Source organism: Pseudomonas sp. S2_A10 (assembly GCF_054668465.1).
On sequence record NZ_CP162773.1, the window covers coordinates 1521574 to 1538897 of the forward strand.

Annotated in this window: 21 protein-coding genes; 12 read left to right on the forward strand and 9 right to left on the reverse strand. The window is 60.6% G+C overall.

The window, feature by feature from the left end; translation table 11 throughout:
* The first annotated feature begins 129 nt into the window (after positions 1–129).
* The gene (locus AB4N41_RS07005; RefSeq protein ID WP_024014657.1) at positions 130–747 is read left to right on the forward strand and encodes a C40 family peptidase; all 618 of its coding nucleotides are present in this window, start codon (positions 130–132) and stop codon (positions 745–747) included.
* Between the two features lie 149 nt (positions 748–896).
* On the opposite strand, the gene AB4N41_RS07010 is transcribed toward AB4N41_RS07005, so the two are convergent.
* Positions 897–1931: a type IV pilus twitching motility protein PilT gene (locus AB4N41_RS07010; protein WP_016772732.1), complete on the reverse strand. Its 1035-nt coding sequence runs from the start codon at positions 1929–1931 to the stop codon at positions 897–899.
* Positions 1932–1987: 56 nt separating this feature from the next.
* Here AB4N41_RS07010 and AB4N41_RS07015 point away from each other — a divergent pair, with 56 nt between their 5' ends.
* The 10 genes from AB4N41_RS07015 to AB4N41_RS07060 all read left to right on the forward strand — a co-directional run bounded on the left by AB4N41_RS07015 (position 1988) and on the right by AB4N41_RS07060 (position 9429).
* On the forward strand, positions 1988–2674 hold the full coding sequence (locus AB4N41_RS07015; protein ID WP_071172225.1) for a YggS family pyridoxal phosphate-dependent enzyme: 687 nt from the start codon (positions 1988–1990) through the stop codon (positions 2672–2674).
* A 23-nt stretch (positions 2675–2697) separates the two neighbouring features.
* Positions 2698–3516: a pyrroline-5-carboxylate reductase gene (proC, locus tag AB4N41_RS07020; protein ID WP_041476815.1), complete on the forward strand. Its 819-nt coding sequence runs from the start codon at positions 2698–2700 to the stop codon at positions 3514–3516.
* Between the two features lie 11 nt (positions 3517–3527).
* Positions 3528–4118 (forward strand): YggT family protein, encoded by a 591-nt coding sequence (locus AB4N41_RS07025; protein WP_039757546.1) that lies wholly within the window; start codon positions 3528–3530, stop codon positions 4116–4118.
* Positions 4119–4372: 254 nt separating this feature from the next.
* On the forward strand, positions 4373–5512 hold the full coding sequence (gene metX / locus AB4N41_RS07030) for a homoserine O-succinyltransferase MetX (RefSeq protein ID WP_252877050.1): 1140 nt from the start codon (positions 4373–4375) through the stop codon (positions 5510–5512).
* A 7-nt stretch (positions 5513–5519) separates the two neighbouring features.
* Positions 5520–6140: a methionine biosynthesis protein MetW gene (metW, locus tag AB4N41_RS07035; RefSeq protein WP_056786380.1), complete on the forward strand. Its 621-nt coding sequence runs from the start codon at positions 5520–5522 to the stop codon at positions 6138–6140.
* A 26-nt stretch (positions 6141–6166) separates the two neighbouring features.
* Complete coding sequence (locus tag AB4N41_RS07040) at positions 6167–6601, forward strand: DUF4426 domain-containing protein (protein WP_110644428.1); 435 nt, start codon at positions 6167–6169, stop codon at positions 6599–6601.
* On the forward strand, positions 6598–7194 hold the full coding sequence (gene rdgB, locus AB4N41_RS07045) for an RdgB/HAM1 family non-canonical purine NTP pyrophosphatase (protein ID WP_024014661.1): 597 nt from the start codon (positions 6598–6600) through the stop codon (positions 7192–7194). The genes AB4N41_RS07040 and rdgB overlap by 4 nt, the downstream gene beginning before the upstream one ends.
* On the forward strand, positions 7191–8396 hold the full coding sequence (gene hemW / locus AB4N41_RS07050) for a radical SAM family heme chaperone HemW (protein WP_056786374.1): 1206 nt from the start codon (positions 7191–7193) through the stop codon (positions 8394–8396). The genes rdgB and hemW overlap by 4 nt, the downstream gene beginning before the upstream one ends.
* Positions 8397–8418: 22 nt before the next feature.
* On the forward strand, positions 8419–8742 hold the full coding sequence (locus AB4N41_RS07055) for a DUF3392 domain-containing protein (RefSeq protein WP_008083808.1): 324 nt from the start codon (positions 8419–8421) through the stop codon (positions 8740–8742).
* Positions 8743–8880: 138 nt separating this feature from the next.
* Positions 8881–9429 (forward strand): RNA 2'-phosphotransferase, encoded by a 549-nt coding sequence (locus AB4N41_RS07060; RefSeq protein WP_150636923.1) that lies wholly within the window; start codon positions 8881–8883, stop codon positions 9427–9429.
* 129 nt (positions 9430–9558) lie between these two features.
* Here AB4N41_RS07060 and trmB read toward each other — a convergent pair whose 3' ends face one another.
* The 4 genes from trmB to AB4N41_RS07080 form a co-directional block, all read right to left on the reverse strand.
* Positions 9559–10284, reverse strand: coding sequence for a tRNA (guanosine(46)-N7)-methyltransferase TrmB (trmB, locus tag AB4N41_RS07065; RefSeq protein WP_252877051.1), 726 nt, complete (start codon positions 10282–10284; stop codon positions 9559–9561).
* Between the two features lie 9 nt (positions 10285–10293).
* Positions 10294–11088, reverse strand: a complete 795-nt coding sequence (locus tag AB4N41_RS07070) for a thiazole synthase (protein ID WP_041476820.1) — start codon at positions 11086–11088, stop codon at positions 10294–10296.
* A 61-nt stretch (positions 11089–11149) separates the two neighbouring features.
* Positions 11150–11350 (reverse strand): sulfur carrier protein ThiS, encoded by a 201-nt coding sequence (thiS, locus tag AB4N41_RS07075; RefSeq protein ID WP_038861193.1) that lies wholly within the window; start codon positions 11348–11350, stop codon positions 11150–11152.
* A 71-nt stretch (positions 11351–11421) separates the two neighbouring features.
* A complete protein-coding gene (locus tag AB4N41_RS07080) occupies positions 11422–11802 on the reverse strand; it encodes a DUF423 domain-containing protein (protein ID WP_056786365.1) in 381 nt (126 codons plus the stop codon).
* 74 nt (positions 11803–11876) lie between these two features.
* Here AB4N41_RS07080 and mtgA point away from each other — a divergent pair, with 74 nt between their 5' ends.
* A complete protein-coding gene (mtgA, locus tag AB4N41_RS07085; RefSeq protein ID WP_056786362.1) occupies positions 11877–12599 on the forward strand; it encodes a monofunctional biosynthetic peptidoglycan transglycosylase in 723 nt (240 codons plus the stop codon).
* Between the two features lie 179 nt (positions 12600–12778).
* Here mtgA and rpoH read toward each other — a convergent pair whose 3' ends face one another.
* The 4 genes from rpoH to ftsY all read right to left on the reverse strand — a co-directional run bounded on the left by rpoH (position 12779) and on the right by ftsY (position 16917).
* On the reverse strand, positions 12779–13633 hold the full coding sequence (gene rpoH / locus AB4N41_RS07090) for an RNA polymerase sigma factor RpoH (protein WP_016772717.1): 855 nt from the start codon (positions 13631–13633) through the stop codon (positions 12779–12781).
* A gap of 115 nt (positions 13634–13748) precedes the next feature.
* On the reverse strand, positions 13749–14774 hold the full coding sequence (gene ftsX / locus AB4N41_RS07095) for a permease-like cell division protein FtsX (protein WP_016772716.1): 1026 nt from the start codon (positions 14772–14774) through the stop codon (positions 13749–13751).
* Positions 14771–15442 carry a cell division ATP-binding protein FtsE gene (gene ftsE, locus AB4N41_RS07100; protein WP_016772715.1) on the reverse strand — a complete coding sequence of 224 codons (672 nt, stop codon included), beginning with the start codon at positions 15440–15442 and terminating at the stop codon, positions 14771–14773. The genes ftsX and ftsE overlap by 4 nt, the downstream gene beginning before the upstream one ends.
* Complete coding sequence (ftsY, locus tag AB4N41_RS07105) at positions 15439–16917, reverse strand: signal recognition particle-docking protein FtsY (RefSeq protein ID WP_252877052.1); 1479 nt, start codon at positions 16915–16917, stop codon at positions 15439–15441. The genes ftsE and ftsY overlap by 4 nt, the downstream gene beginning before the upstream one ends.
* Between the last annotated feature and the right edge of the window lie 407 nt (positions 16918–17324).

Genomic DNA, 17324 nt, shown 5'->3' on the forward strand with positions numbered 1-17324 from the left:
CTGTCGGACAATTGCGTACTTTTTGAGCGTTTTTGGTTCCGTAGCCAGCCGAATGAATCGATGAACGGCCTCGGAACGGCAAAAAAAGCTGTTATAAAGTTGCGCGCTATCACTTATGAGCCACGCCTAATGCGACCATTTTTCAAGACATGGCTGACTATTTGCCTATTAATGCCACTGGCCGCCCACGCCACCAATCGTGAGCAACGTCTTCCTAACGTCAACGGCTTCACCCCAAAATCCCATGCTTCGGCTCCTTCGAGCAAAAGCAGCAAGAGCAAGACCACCACGCTGAGCAGCAAGAGCCGCAGCAAGCTGGTGCCACCGATGGCGAGCAAGGAAAGCAGCAATGTGCTGAGCCGTGCGGTAAACGTCCTCGGTACACCTTATCGTTGGGGCGGCAGCAGCCCAAGTAAAGGCTTCGATTGCAGCGGTCTGGTGAAATACGCGTTCAACGACGCTACGTTCGACCTGCCACGCACCTCCAACGCCATGGCCAGCGGTCACGGCGAGAAAGTCGAGCGCAAGGATCTGAAGCCGGGCGATCTGATTTTCTTCAACATCAAGAGCCGTCGGGTCAACCACGTTGCCATCTACCTGGGCAACGACCGCTTCATCCACGCCCCGCGCCGTGGCAAAGCGGTGAGCATCGACACGCTGAACAAGCCGTACTGGGAAAAGCATTACGTCGTCGCCAAGCGCGTATTGCCGAAAGAGCAACAGCAGCTGCGCGTAGTCCAGCGCTGAGCTGACTGATCCGGAAATCTGCTCAAGCAGTACCGCCACCTTCGCGAGCAGGCTCGCTCCCACAGAAGAATGCATTCCAGCTGAAGGAATGCGGTTTGATGTGGGAGCGAGCCTGCTCGCGAAGGGGCCGGCAGCCGCACCACCGACCCTCAGAAGTTATCCGGGGTGCGCGCCTTCTCCCGCGCATGCTCGCGGCTGATCAGGCCCTTGGTCACCAGATCCTTCAGGCACATATCGAGTGTCTGCATCCCCAGCGACCCACCGGTCTGAATCGCCGAATACATCTGCGCCACCTTGTCCTCGCGGATCAGGTTACGAATCGCCGATGTCCCGAGCATGATTTCATGAGCTGCCACCCGCCCGCCGCCGATCTTCTTGATCAACGTCTGCGACACCACCGCCAGCAACGACTCCGACAGCATCGAACGGACCATCGACTTCTCGTCTCCGGGAAACACGTCAACCACGCGATCGATGGTCTTCGCCGCCGAGGTCGTGTGCAGCGTGCCGAACACCAGATGCCCGGTCTCAGCGGCGGTCAGCGCCAGGCGAATGGTTTCCAGATCACGCATTTCGCCGACCAGAATCACGTCCGGGTCTTCACGCAGCGCCGAGCGCAGTGCGGTGGCGAAGCTGCGCGTATCGCGATGGACTTCGCGCTGATTGATCAGGCATTTGCGCGATTCATGGACGAACTCGATGGGGTCCTCAATGGTGAGGATGTGGTGATGGCGATGGGTGTTGAGGTAATCGATCATCGCCGCCAGCGTGGTCGATTTGCCGGAGCCGGTCGGCCCGGTGACCAGCACCAGCCCGCGCGGCGCGTCGGTGATCTTGCGAAAAACATCGCCCATGGCGAGGTCTTCCATGCTCAGCACTTTCGACGGAATGGTGCGGAACACGGCGCCGGCGCCACGGTTCTGGTTGAATGCGTTGACCCGAAAGCGCGCCACGCCGGGTACATCGAAGGAAAAATCCGTTTCCAGATTTTTCTCGAATTCGATGCGCTGGGTGTCGTTCATGATGTCGTAGATCAGATCGTGCACTTGCTTGTGATCCAGCGCCGGCAGATTGATCCGTCGTACGTCGCCATCGACACGGATCATCGGCGGCAGGCCGGCCGACAGGTGCAGGTCGGAAGCGCCCTGTTTGGCGCTGAAGGCCAGCAGTTCAGTGATATCCATAGCGTCCCTCAATTCCAGTAGAATGCCGCGAACCTACAGACCGCCGGCGCCTCTTGATGTCCACGATAGCAGACAACATCCTTCAGGTTAGTTCGCGCATCCAGGCAGCGGCGAAAGCTGCGCACCGCGACGAAAACAGCATCCATTTGCTCGCCGTGAGCAAGACCAAACCCGCCCAGGCCCTGCGTGAAGCCTATGCCGCCGGCCTGCGCGACTTCGGCGAGAACTACTTGCAGGAAGCTTTGGGCAAACAGCTGGAGCTGGCCGACCTGCCCTTGATCTGGCACTTCATCGGCCCCATTCAATCGAACAAGACTCGCGCGATTGCCGAGCATTTCGACTGGGTGCACTCCGTGGATCGTCTGAAAATTGCCCAACGCCTGTCCGAGCAGCGCCCGGCCGAACTGCCGCCCCTGAACATCTGCATTCAGGTCAATGTCAGCGGCGAGGCGAGCAAATCCGGTTGCACCCCGGCCGATCTGCCGGCGCTGGCCGAGGCCATCAGCGCCCTGCCCCGGCTGAAATTGCGCGGACTGATGGCGATTCCCGAGCCGACCGAAGAGCGCGCTGAACAGGACGCTGCCTTCGCCGCCGTGCAGACATTGCAGGCGAGCCTCGCTCTGCCGCTCGACACATTGTCCATGGGCATGAGCCACGACCTCGAGTCGGCCATTGCCCAAGGCGCCACCTGGGTGCGGATCGGTACCGCGCTGTTTGGCGCCAGAGATTATTCCCAGTCTTGAACGTTTCCAGATAAGGACCACACATGAGCAACACACGTATTGCGTTTATCGGTGCGGGCAACATGGCGGCCAGTCTGATTGGCGGCTTGCGCGCCAAAGGTCTGGAAGCGGCGCAGATCCGCGCCAGCGATCCGGGCGAAGACACCCGCGCCAAAGTCAGCGCCGAACACGGCATCGAAACCTTCGCTGACAACGCCCAGGCCATCGACGGCGTCGATGTCATCGTGCTGGCGGTCAAGCCACAGGCGATGAAAGCCGTGTGCGAGGCGATTCGCCCAAGCCTGAAACCGAATCAACTGGTGGTGTCGATCGCCGCCGGCATTACCTGCGCGAGCATGACCGCGTGGCTCGGCGAACAGCCAATCGTGCGCTGCATGCCGAACACCCCGGCGCTGCTGCGTCAGGGTGTCAGCGGTTTGTACGCGACCAGCGAAGTAACCGCCGAGCAGCGTCAGCAAGCCGAAGAGCTGCTGTCCGCCGTAGGCATCGCCCTGTGGCTGGAAGAAGAACAGCAACTGGACGCAGTCACCGCAGTGTCCGGCTCCGGCCCGGCGTACTTCTTCCTGCTGATCGAAGCGATGACCGCCGCCGGCGTCAAACTTGGCCTGCCAAAAGAGATCGCTGAGCAACTGACCGTGCAGACTGCTCTGGGCGCCGCGCACATGGCGGTGTCCAGCGATGTCGATGCAGCCGAACTGCGCCGCCGCGTGACCTCGCCGAATGGCACCACGGAAGCTGCGATCAAATCATTCCAGGCTGGCGGCTTCGAAGCGCTGGTTGAAACCGCACTCGGCGCCGCCGCGCACCGCTCGGCCGAAATGGCCGAACAACTGGGCAAATAAAGGAGCCTTACATGATCGGATTGAACACCGCAGCGGTTTACGTGCTGCAAACCCTCGGCAGCCTGTACCTGCTGATCGTGCTGCTGCGCTTCGTCCTGCAACTGGTGCGGGCGAACTTCTACAACCCGCTGTGCCAGTTCGTGGTCAAGGCCACTCAGCCGCTGCTCAAGCCTTTGCGCCGGATCATCCCAAGCCTGTTCGGCCTCGACATGTCGTCGCTGGTGCTGGCGATTCTGGTGCAACTGCTGCTGATGGCGCTGACCCTGCTGCTGACCTACGGCACCACCGGCAACCCGCTGCAACTGTTGATCTGGTCGCTGATCGGCGTCACTGCACTGTTCCTGAAGATCTTCTTCTTCGCTCTGATCATCAGCGTGATTCTGTCGTGGGTCGCACCGGGCAGCCACAATCCGGGCGCTGAGCTGGTCAACCAGATCTGCGAACCGGCGCTGGCACCGTTCCGCCGCTTCCTGCCGAACCTTGGTGGCCTGGATCTGTCGCCGATCTTCGCCTTCCTTGCGCTTAAATTGATCGACATGCTGGTGATCAACAATCTGGCGGCGATGACAATGATGCCGGAAATCCTGCGCTTGCTGATGTGAGGTGAGAGGGATTGGCGCTCGGCTTGATATGGCGTCGTCTGCGCCCCCTCACCCCAGCCCTCTCCCGAGGGAGAGGGAGCCGATCGGGTTGTTTTCAAGGCCTGAGTTCGACTCGATATCTCAGGTCAGCATCACTCTGAAGATCGCCGCGGTCAGTCCCCTCTCCCCTCCGGGAGAGGGTTAGGGTGAGGGCCGCTTGCCGCTACCCCCCACGGTCTTTAGACTTACGCCTCATTTCAACGAGAGCAGGGTCGATGCCAACTGCCTTTCCCGCCGATTCTGTTGGTCTGGTAACGCCGCAAACCGCGCATTTCAGCGAACCGCTGACGCTGGCCTGTGGCCGTTCGCTGGCCGCTTATGACCTGATTTATGAAACCTACGGCACGCTGAACGCCCAGGCGAGCAACGCCGTGCTGATCTGCCACGCGCTGTCCGGTCATCATCACGCCGCTGGTTATCACAGCGTCGACGACCGCAAGCCCGGTTGGTGGGACAGCTGCATCGGCCCCGGCAAGCCGATCGACACCAACAAGTTCTACGTGGTCAGCCTGAACAACCTCGGCGGCTGCAACGGCTCCACCGGCCCGAGCAGCGTCAACCCGGAGACCGGCAAGCCGTTCGGCGCCGACTTCCCGGTGCTCACCGTCGAAGACTGGGTGCACAGCCAGGCGCGCCTGGCTGACCTGCTCGGCATCGGCCAGTGGGCGGCGGTGATCGGCGGCAGCCTCGGCGGCATGCAGGCGTTGCAATGGACCATCACCTACCCCGATCGCGTGCGGCACTGCCTGGCCATCGCCTCGGCACCAAAACTGTCGGCGCAGAACATCGCCTTCAACGAAGTCGCGCGCCAGGCGATCCTCACCGATCCGGAATTCCACGGTGGTTCGTTCCAGGAAGCCGGCGTGATCCCCAAGCGCGGGCTGATGCTGGCGCGCATGGTCGGGCACATTACCTATCTGTCCGACGACTCCATGGGTGAGAAATTCGGCCGTGGCCTGAAGAGCGAAAAGCTCAACTACGACTTCCACAGTGTCGAGTTCCAGGTCGAAAGCTACCTGCGTTATCAGGGCGAAGAGTTCTCCGGGCGCTTCGATGCCAACACTTATCTGTTGATGACCAAAGCGCTGGACTACTTCGATCCGGCGGCGAACTTCGACGATGATCTGGCGAAAACCTTCGAAAACGCCACGGCCAAGTTCTGCGTGATGTCGTTCACCACCGACTGGCGCTTCTCCCCGGCGCGCTCGCGGGAACTGGTGGATGCGCTGATGGCCGCGCGCAAGGACGTCAGTTATCTGGAAATCGATGCGCCCCAGGGCCACGACGCCTTCCTGATTCCGATCCCGCGTTATTTGCAGGCGTTCGGCAATTACATGAACCGCATTTCGTTGTGAGAAAGCCATGAGAGCTGATCTGGAAATCATCCAGGAATGGATCCCCGCCGGCAGCCGCGTCCTCGACCTCGGTTGCGGTGACGGCGAGCTGCTGACCTGGCTGCGCGACAACAAGAACGTCACCGGTTATGGCCTGGAAAACGACGCCGACAACATCGCCGAGTGCGTGGCCAAGGGCATCAACGTCATCGAGCAGGATCTGGACAAAGGCCTGGGCAACTTCGCCAGCAACAGTTTCGACATCGTCGTCATGACCCAGGCCCTGCAAGCGGTGCATTACCCGGACAAGATCCTCGACGAAATGCTTCGGGTCGGTCGCCAGTGCATCATTACCTTCCCCAACTTCGGCCACTGGCGCTGCCGCTGGTATCTGGCGAGCAAGGGCCGCATGCCGGTCTCGGAATTCCTGCCTTACACCTGGTACAACACGCCGAACATTCACTTCTGCACCTTCGAGGACTTCGAAGAGTTGTGCCGCGAACGTGACGCCAAGGTCATTGATCGGCTTGCCGTGGATCAACAGCACCGCCACGGGTGGGCCAGTAAGCTATGGCCTAATCTGTTAGGTGAAATCGGTATCTACCGCGTCAGCAGTCCGCAGTTGGCGGACGCCCGAGTCGCGGTCTGAGCCTGGGCATTTGAAGGAGCATGAACATGAGCCGTCTAGCGTTGCTGTTATTCACCGCCTGCCTGAGCGCCAGCACCATGGCGGCGGACGTCATCAAAGGTGAGCGCAAGGAAACCTTCGGCGACATCACGGTGCACTACAACACCTTCAACTCGACGTTCCTGCAACCGGACATCGCCAAGGCTGCCGAGCTGATCCGCAGCAAGAACCAAGGCGTGATCAACGTCTCGGTGGTCAAGGACGGCAAACCGGTGATCGCCAGCGTCACCGGCACGATCAAGGATCTGACCAGCAACAGCGTGCCGCTGAACTTCCGCCAGGTCACCGAACAGGGCGCGATCTACTACATCGCCCAGTACCCGGTGCCGCAGCAGGAAACCCGCACCTTTGAAATCAAGGTGCAGAACGGCGACAAGATCAACACTATCAATTTCAACCAAGAACTCTTTCCCGGCGAATGATGAACATCAAGCAGCTCGTACTGGCCAGCCATAACGCCGGCAAACTCAAAGAACTCCAGGCCATGCTCGGCGACTCGGTGCAGCTGCGCTCGATTGGCGAGTGGAGCAAGGTCGAGCCGGAAGAAACCGGCCTGTCGTTTGTCGAGAACGCGATCCTCAAGGCCCGCAATGCCGCGCGTATTTCCGGGCTGCCGGCACTGGCCGATGATTCCGGGCTGGCGGTGGATTTCCTTGGCGGTGCGCCGGGTATCTACTCGGCGCGTTACGCCGACGGCCAGGGCGATGCGGCGAACAACGCCAAACTGCTCGATGCGCTGAAGGACGTACCGCAAGCCGAGCGCGGCGCGCAGTTCGTCTGCGTATTGGCACTGGTGCGCCACGCCGATGATCCGCTGCCGATTCTCTGCGAAGGCCTGTGGCACGGGCGCATCCTCACCGCTGCCAGCGGCGAGCACGGCTTCGGTTATGACCCACTGTTCTGGGTGCCGGAGCGCGATTGCTCCAGCGCCGAGCTGAGCCCGGCCGACAAGAACCAGATCAGCCATCGCGCCCGTGCAATGGATCTGCTGCGCCAGCGTCTGGGCTTGAAATGACCACTGATTCTTCCGCGTCGTCGCTGATCATCGGCGGCGCCGCGTCCTCGCCTCGGGCGCCGCTGCCAACTCTGCCGCCCCTGGCGCTGTACATCCACATTCCGTGGTGTGTGCGCAAATGCCCGTATTGCGATTTCAACTCGCACACCGCCAGCCCGGTGCTGCCGGAGCAGGAATACGTCGACGCGCTGCTGGCCGATCTCGATCAGGATCTGCATGCGGTGTATGGCCGTGAGCTGACTTCGATTTTCTTCGGTGGCGGGACGCCCAGCCTGTTCAGCGCCGAAGCCCTCGGGCGTTTGTTGAAGGGCGTCGAACAACGCATCCCGTTCGCTGCCGACATCGAAATCACCCTTGAGGCCAATCCGGGCACCTTCGAGCAAGAGAAGTTTGTCGCCTATCGCAAGCTGGGGATCAATCGGCTGTCGATCGGTATCCAGAGCTTTCAGCAGGAGAAGCTTGAGGCCCTTGGCCGCATCCACAACGGTGACGAAGCCGTGCGTGCGGCGGGCATGGCGCGACAGGCAGGGTTCGATAACTTCAACCTGGACTTGATGCACGGTTTGCCCGATCAGTCGCTGGACGATGCCCTGAGCGATCTGCGCCAGGCCATCGCGCTGAAGCCGACGCACATTTCCTGGTATCAACTGACGCTGGAGCCGAATACGGTGTTCTGGAATCAGCCGCCAGTGCTGCCGGAAGACGATACGCTGTGGGACATTCAGGAAGCCGGCCAGGCGCTGCTGGCCGAGCACGGTTACGCGCAGTACGAAGTGTCGGCGTATGCCCAGGCCGGTCGACCGGCGCGGCATAACCTTAATTACTGGAGCTTCGGCGACTTCATCGGCATCGGCGCCGGCGCCCATGGCAAGTTGAGCCACCCGGACGGGCGCATCGTGCGCACATGGAAAACCCGCCTGCCGAAGGATTATCTGAACCCGGCGAAAAGCTTTCAGGCCGGCGAGAAATCGCTGAGCAATGACGAGATGCCGTTCGAGTTCCTGATGAACGCCCTGCGCCTGACTGCCGGGGTCGAATCGCGCCTGTATCCGGAACGCACCGGCCTGTCGCTGGACACCCTCGCCGAAGGCCGGCGCGAGGCCGAACAAAGCGGCCTGTTGCAGGTCGAACCGTCACGCCTGGCGGCGACCGAACGCGGCCAACTGTTCCTCAACGATTTGCTGCAACAATTTCTGAACTGACTTCAGCTCAAAGGGAAAACGCATGGATTTGATACTCGACCTGCTGGCCACCGTCTCCCGCTGGAGCCGCAGCAATCTCTCGGAAATCGCCCTGGCGCTGGTCGGTTGCCTGCTGGTGCTGTTCGGCGCTGACTTCAAAGGCTGGGTCGAGCAACGCCTGGGCAGCATCGCCGGCGCCCTGCGCGTGCCCCTGATGGCCCTGCTCTGCCTGATCGGCAGCGGCGCCGCGCTGATCTACGCCACGCCATGGGTGATCAAAGGCCTGAGCCAGTTCAACAACTACAGCCTGGCGCCGGTGCTGCTGGTGGTACTGGTGCTGATCGGCGTGGTTGCTGATCGCCGCTGATCTTTCGGCACACCCAAAACGAATGTAGGAGTGAGCCTGCTCGCGATAGTGGTCTGACATTCAACCTCTTCGGTGACTGTCAGTCCGCAATCGCGAGCAGGCTCACTCCCACAGTTGATCGCAATGAAAGGGAAGTTCATGAGTAAAAAACTACTGGATGAGACGAGCAAATTTCTTAGCTTCGTGTTGCGTCACGAGCCTCAGGCGATCGGACTGAATCTGAATTCGGAAGGCTGGGCAAATATCGAAGCACTGATCAGCGGCGCGGCGCGTGATGGCAGGCATTTAAGTCGTGAGCTGATTGAAAACGTCGTGACCAGCAGTGACAAGAAGCGTTTTACGATTTCCGCTGATGGCCACTGTATACGCGCTGTTCAAGGCCACTCGACGAAAAGCGTTGATCTGCAATTCGAGCAGAAACAGCCACCGCAAACGCTCTACCACGGAACAGCGACGCGTTTTCTCGACTCGATCCACAGACAAGGCTTGATTCCAGGACAACGCCATCAGGTGCATCTGTCCGACGAGATCGCCACCGCGTCGGCCGTGGGTCAACGCTACGGAACGCCAGTCGTTCTGAAGGTTGCCGCGAAGCAGATGGAAGAACAGGGCTTCAAGTTCTATCAGGCCGAAAATGGCGTCTGGTTGACAGAGCAGGTGCCCGCTCGATTTCTTGCCCCCCTGTAATCTCCTCATACACAAAACAATTGTGGGAGCGAGCCTGCTCGCGAAGGCGTCTTGACATCCAACATCATCGTTGAACGTCAGACCGCTTTCGCGAGCAGGCTCGCTCCCACAGTTTTTTTTGCGTGATGCTTAAGCGATCTTTTCGAACTTCAGATCCCACACGCCATGGCCAAGACGTTCGCCACGGCGTTCGAACTTGGTGATCGGGCGTTCGGCCGGGCGTGGGACGCATTTGCCGTCTTCGGCGAGGTTGCGGTAGCCGGGGACGACGTTCATCACTTCCAGCATGTACTCGGCGTAAGGCTCCCAGTCGGTGGCCATGTGCAGAATGCCGCCGACCTTCAACTTGCTGCGCACCAGTTCAGCGAACGAGGCCTGGACGATGCGGCGCTTGTGGTGGCGGCTCTTGTGCCACGGATCCGGGAAAAACAGCATCAGGCGATCGAGGCTGTTGTCGGCGATGCAGCGGTTGAGCACTTCGATCGCGTCGCAATCGTAGACCCGCAGGTTGGTCAGCCCTTGGGTCAACACGCCATTGAGCAGCGCGCCGACACCCGGACGGTGCACTTCAACACCGATGAAATCCTGCTCTGGAGCGGCCGCGGCCATTTCCAGCAGCGAGTGGCCCATGCCGAAACCGATTTCCAGCGAGCGCGGCGCCGAGCGGCCGAACACCTGGTCGTAATCGACCGGCGCATCGGCCAGCGGCAGCACGTACAGCGGCGCGCCCTGGTCCAGGCCGCGTTGCTGGCCTTCGGTCATGCGCCCGGCGCGCATCACGAAGCTCTTGATGCGGCGGTGTTGGCGCTCGTCGCCTTCGTCCGGCTGGACAGGCGTGTCGTTCGATTCAGTCATCAATGGCTCTTACTTGATCAGACCATCCAGCGGCGAAGAGGCGCTGGCATAGAGTTTTTTCGGCATGCGGCCGGCGAGGTACGCCAGGCGACCGGCGACGATGGCGTGCTGCATGGCTTGCGCCATCATGACCGGTTGCTGGGCGTGGGCGATGGCCGAGTTCATCAGTACAGCGTCGCAACCCAGTTCCATGGCGATGGTCGCGTCGGAAGCGGTACCGACGCCAGCATCCACCAGCACCGGGATCCTGGCTTCTTCGAGGATGATCTGCAGGTTGTACGGATTGCAGATACCCAGACCGGAGCCGATCAGACCGGCTAGCGGCATCACGGCGATGCAGCCGATTTCCGCCAACTGGCGAGCGATAATCGGGTCATCGCTGGTGTAGACCATCACGTCGAAGCCTTCCTTGACCAGGGTTTCGGCGGCCTTGAGGGTTTCGATCACGTTGGGGAACAGGGTTTTCTGGTCGGCCAGCACTTCCAGCTTCACCAGATTGTGGCCGTCGAGCAGTTCACGCGCCAGGCGGCAGGTGCGCACGGCTTCGATGGCGTCGTAGCAACCGGCGGTGTTCGGCAGGAAGGTGTAGCGATCCGGCGACAGCACTTCGAGCAGGTTCGGCTCGCCTTCGATCTGGCCCAGGTTGGTGCGGCGCACGGCGAAGGTGACGATTTCGGCACCCGAGGCTTCGATGGCCTGGCGGGTTTCTTCCATGTCACGGTACTTGCCGGTACCGACCAGCAAACGCGACTGGTAAGTACGACCGGCCAGCACAAAAGGCTTGTCGCTACGAACGATGCTCATGGGGAATCCTCTTTAAGGGTGAGGGTCTTGCAGAATTCTGTGCCCTTGCGGGCCGGGACAATCAGCCGCCGCCGATGGCGTGGACCACTTCGACGTTGTCGCCGTCGTTCAACGTGGTGTCGGCATGCTGGCTGCGCGGGACGATGTCCAGATTGAGCTCGACCGCCACCCGACGTCCGGCCAGATCCAGACGGGTGATCAGGCCCGCAACGGTTTCACCGTCGGGCAATTCAAAGGACTCACCGTTCAACTGAATGCGCATGCACAACGCCGCCATCATTTTTAGGGGCTGGCATTCTAGCCCGATCATGACCTAAAGGTCAGTACCAAGCGTCAAGCGGTTAGCTGCAAGCGCCAGGCGGCGAGGCCGAGGCAAACCCAACCGATGAGAAACGCGAGGCCACCAAAAGGGGTAATGATGCCGAGCTTGCTGATGCCGGTGGTGGTCAGCAGATACAGGCTGCCGGAGAACAACACAATGCCGACGGTGAAGGACACGCCGGCCCAAGTGACCAGCCGCCCTGGAATCTGCGTGGCCAGCAGCGCAACGCCGAACAGTGCGAGCGTGTGCACCAGTTGGTAGGTGACGCCAGTGTGGAAGATCGTCAGGTATTCCGGCGTCAGGCGGTTTTTCAGGCCGTGGGCGGCAAACGCGCCCAGCGCAACACCGGTGAATCCGAAAAAAGCGGCCAGCATCAAAAAGCCACGCAGCATGGGGAACTCCAGTCAGACGCCATCGGCAGGGTCTGTATAATGGCCCGCTCCACGGGTTCGGCCAAGCCATCTCTATGCTGCGTTCAATTTTCCGTCGTCTCACGAAGGCCCTGCTCTGGTTCGCCGGCGGCAGTGTCTTGCTGGTGCTGGTGTTTCGCTTTGTGCCACCGCCGGGCACGGCGTTGATGGTCGAGCGCAAGGTCGAATCCTGGGTCGACGGCGAGCCGATTGACCTGCAGCGCAGCTGGAAACCGTGGAACGAGATCTCCGATGACCTGAAAGTGGCGGTGATTGCCGGCGAAGACCAGAAATTCCCTGAGCACTGGGGTTTCGATCTGCGCGCGATTCAGGCTGCTCTGGCCCACAACGAACTGGGCGGTTCGATTCGCGGTGCCAGCACCTTGAGCCAACAGGTGTCGAAAAACCTCTTTCTGTGGTCGGGCCGCAGTTATCTGCGCAAAGGCCTGGAGGCGTGGTTTACCGCGCTGATCGAGGTGTTCTGGCCCAAGCAGCGAATTCTCGAGGTGTACCTGAACAGCGTCGAGTGGGATGACGGCGTATTTGGCGCTGAAGCGGCGGCCCGCCATCACTTTGGTGTGAGCGCAAAGTCGTTGTCGCGCCAGCAGGCGAGTTATCTGGCTGCCGTACTGCCCAATCCACGGGTGTGGAGCGCGAGTCATCCGACCGGTTATGTATCGCGCCGGGCTGGGTGGATTCGGCAGCAGATGAGTCAGTTGGGCGGGGACAGTTACTTGCTCGGGCTGAACGATTCGCGGCGGGCGCCTTGGGCTGAATAACACCGAAATTCCAATGTGGGAGCGAGCCTGCTCGCGAAAGCGGTGTGTCAGCTTGCATTGATGGCACTGATAAACCGCTTTCGCGAGCGGGCTCGCTCCCACAGGGATTTGTGTTGAAACAGAAATGAAAACGCCCCGATCATCGCTGATCGGGGCGTTTTTTATTGCGGATTCGCCAGTTAAGCGGCGATCGACAACTTGAGCTTGTTCATCGCGCTCTTTTCGAGCTGACGGATTCGCTCGGCCGACACGTTGTACTTCTGCGCCAGATCGTGCAGCGTGGCTTTCTCTTCCGCCAGCCAGCGCTGGTAGAGGATGTCACGGCTGCGCTCGTCCAGCACTTCCAGTGCTTCGTGCAGGTTGGTGTTGGAGTTGTCGCTCCAGTCGGCATCTTCCAGTTGACGCGCCGGGTCGTACCGGTGGTCTTCCAGGTAGTTGGCCGGAGACTGGAAAGCACTGTCGTCGTCGGCTTCGGCAGCCGGGTCGAAGGCCATGTCGTGACCGGTCAGACGACTTTCCATCTCGCGCACTTCACGTGGTTCGACGCCAAGGCTTTCCGCCACACGGTGGACTTCCTCGTTATTCAGCCACGCCAGGCGCTTCTTCTGGCTGCGCAGGTTGAAGAACAGCTTGCGCTGGGCCTTGGTGGTCGCGACTTTCACAATGCGCCAGTTGCGCAGGATGAACTCGTGAATTTCCGCCTTGATCCAGTGCACGGCGAACGACACCAGACGCACGCCCATTTCCGGGTTGAAGCGCTTGACGGCCTTCATCAGGCCGACGTTACCTTCCTGGATCAGGTCAGCCTGAGCCAGACCGTAGCCGGAATAGCTACGGGCAATGTGTACGACAAAACGCAGGTGGGCGAGCACCATCTGCCGAGCCGCCCCCAAATCCTGCTCATAGTAGAGACTCTCGGCCAGTTCACGCTCCTGCTCCGGCGTCAGCAATGGAATGCTGTTGACGGTGTGCACATAGGCTTCCAGGTTCGCACCCGGAACCAGCGCATACGCAGGTTGCAAAGAATTGGTCATACGAAAAAACCTCCCACTCACATACTAGTGCCTCTCGGCACTGCGAAAAATTGACCGGGAACTCAGGTACAAGTTCCCATAAAAACCGCAAGGTCAATCACGCGCAAAAAAGATTCTACTTCGGCGCCAGCTCCCTGAGATGACGTGCGACTGCAATCCATGCACCGATATAACCCAACAGCACCGCGCCAAGCAAGAGCGACAGACCGTCGGCCACTGGCACACCGGCCAGGGCGAAATCACTGCCGTACAAGCCGGCCAGTCCGACCACCGCATCGTTAAGCCAGTTCAGGCCGAACGCCAATACGCCCCAGGACAACAGCCCTGCACCGAAGCCATACAACGCGCCCATATAAAGGAAAGGGCGGCGCACATAACTGTCAGTGCCGCCGACGAGTTTAATCACTTCTATCTCGGTGCGGCGGTTTTCAATATGAAGACGAATGGTATTGCCTATCACCAAAAGTAATGCAGACACCAAAAGCACCGTCAGACCGAAGACAAAGCGGTCGCCAAGCTTGAGGATGGCGGCCAGACGCTCGACCCAGACTAGATCAAGTTGCGCCTGTTGTACCTTCGGCAGCTCGGAAAGTTTTTGTCTTAATGCTTCGAGTGTCGGCTTGTCGACTTCGTTCGGTGTCACCAGCACCACACCCGGCAAAGGGTTGTCAGGCAGCTCACGCAGGGCCTCGCCCAGGCCGGACTGCTGCTGGAATTCTTCCAGCGCCTGATCGCGGCCGACATATTCGGCATCAGCGACGCCCGGCATGCCTTTGATCTGCTCACGCAGCGCTTCGCCTTGTTCCGGGCTGGCGTCGAGTTGCAAGTACAGTGAAATCTGCGCCGCGCGCTGCCAGGAACCGCCGAGACGTTCGACGTTATTGAGCAACAGCGACAACCCCATCGGCAGACTCAACGCCACGGCCATCACCATGCAGGTGAAGAAGCTGCCGATCGGCTGTTTGCCGAGACGGCGCAGACTGTCGAGCAGGCTGGCGCGATGGCTTTCGATCCAGGCGCGAAACAGCGTGGCGAAGTCCGGGCCGTCGTCATCGTCGTGCTTTTTCTTTTTCTGCGGTTGCGGATCGGCGGCTTTCGGGGCCACGCGCTCGGAAACCTTCGGACTGCGTGTCGCACTCATACCCCGGCCTCCCCGTCGCCGATCAAGCGGCCGCGTTGCAGGGTCAGCATGCGATGACGCATGCGCGCGATCAGTGCCAGGTCGTGACTGGCGATCAGCACGCTGGTGCCCAGACGGTTGATGTCTTCGAACACGCCCATGATTTCCGCCGCCAGACGCGGGTCGAGGTTACCGGTCGGTTCGTCCGCCAGCAGCAAGGCCGGGCGGTGGACGATGGCGCGGGCAATGCCGACGCGCTGTTGCTGACCGGTGGACAGATCGCCCGGGTACAGATCGGATTTGTCCGACAGCGCCACGCGTTCCAGCGCCGAATCGACGCGCTTGGCGATCTCGACCTTGGACAGGCCGAGGATCTGCAGCGGCAATGCGACGTTGTTGAACACCGTGCGATCGAACAGCAACTGGTGATTCTGGAACACCACGCCGATCTGCCGACGCAGAAATGGAATCTGCGCATTGCTGATGGTGCTCAGGTCTTGCCCGGCGAGCAGCAATTTGCCGCTGGTCGGCCGTTCCATTGCCAGCAACAGGCGCAACAGCGTGGATTTACCGGCACCGGAGTGGCCGGTGACAAACAAGAACTCGCCACGACGGACTCGAAAGCTCAGCTCATGCAAGCCGACGTGACCGTTCGGGTAGCGTTTACCGACCTGTTCGAAACGAATCATGAACGCTCCCGCTCGGCAAACAGTGCCTGGACAAAGGGTTCGGCTTCAAAGGTACGCAAATCGTCGATGCCCTCACCGACGCCGATGTAGCGGATCGGCAGACCAAATTGCTTGGCCAGGGCGAAAATCACCCCGCCCTTGGCGGTACCGTCGAGCTTGGTCAGCGCCAGGCCGGTCAGTTCGACGGTCTGGTTGAACTGCTTGGCCTGGTTGATCGCGTTCTGGCCAGTGCCGGCGTCGAGCACCAACAGCACTTCATGCGGCGCGTCGGCATCGAGCTTGCCGATCACCCGGCGAACCTTTTTCAGCTCTTCCATCAGGTTGTCTTTGGTGTGCAGGCGACCGGCGGTATCAGCGATCAGCACGTCGATGCCACGGGCCTTGGCCGCTTGCACGGCGTCGAAGATCACCGAAGCGGAATCGGCGCCGGTGTGCTGAGCGATCACCGGAATCTTGTTGCGCTCGCCCCAGACCTGCAATTGCTCTACCGCCGCAGCACGGAAGGTGTCACCAGCGGCGAGCATGACTTTCTTGCCTTCCAGTTGCAGCTTCTTCGCCAGTTTGCCGATGGTGGTGGTTTTGCCGGCGCCGTTGACGCCTACCACCAGAATCACGAACGGCTTGTTCTGCGAGGCGATTTTCAGCGGTTGTTCGACCGGTTTGAGCATTGCGGCCAGTTCGGCCTGCAGGGATTTGTACAGGGCGTCGGCGTCTGCCAGTTCCTTGCGTGCAACCTTCTGGGTCAGACGCTGAATGATCTGCGTCGTAGCCTCGACACCGACGTCGGCGGTCAGCAGTCGGGTTTCGAGGTCATCGAGCAGGTCATCGTCGATGGTCTTGCGCCCGAGGAACAGGCTGGCCATGCCCTCGCCGATGCTGGCGCTGGTCTTCGACAGGCCTTGCTTGAGGCGGGCGAAGAAACCGGCTTTGGTTTCTTCGGTGCGCGGGGTTTCGACTGGCGCTTCTACAGGGACTTCGACCGGCACGACCGGAGCGACAACCGGCGCAGCGGCAATCGGTGCAGGCTCCGACGGCGAGACAACCGGGGCGGCGGGTTCAGAAATGACCGGCGCTGGCTCGACAACCGGTTCAGGCACAGGCTGCGCCGCAACCTCGGCAACCGGCGCAGGAATCACTGGCGTCACATGCGGCGCCGCTTCTTCAACCAGGGCCACCGGCTCTTCTGCCACCGGCAAGGTCAGCCACGGCTCGGCAGCGGGCGTCAGCGGCAGTTCGGGAGCGGCGGGCGCTTCCGGCTCGGCTTCAACCTCCGGTTGCAGCACCGGCTCGGCGATCGGCAGCACAATCGGCGCCGGCTCTTCTTCTATTACAGGTGCATGCGCAGGGGCCGGCTCAGGAATCGCGGGCGGCTGTTCGACGACGGGTTCCTGCGGTTTCTTCCGCAGCCATCCGAACAGGCTTTTCTTCTCGCCAGCCGCAGCTGGGCTCTTCTTGTCGTCGTTGGAACCAAACATGGAGGACGGCTATCTCACGGTAGCGACGCGCCAACAGGGCGCCCCGGCAAATAAATATTCGATGCAGAACAGACTGTGTTTCACCCAGCTTGTTCACGCGCAACATTTTGTCGAGGCACCGAAGGCACCTCAAGGATCGTATTAACGTTGATCTAAACCGGCAAAGATCGGCGAAAACGCGGAGTTTAGTGGGGAAAACACAGCTTTTCGCCGCAAACCTATACAGCCTTATCAAACCCTGAAGCCTGATAGGCGTGGCCGCCAGTAAAACGGATCAGTATCCTAGGGCGTGTCATTGATCATTACCAGTACCGCGTGGCCGCCTGAAAACGGGCCAGACAAGGCGCAGGCCGCAGGGAATGTGCTTTCCTTGCCAAGGACTGCAACGCAGTATGGCCCGTTTTCAG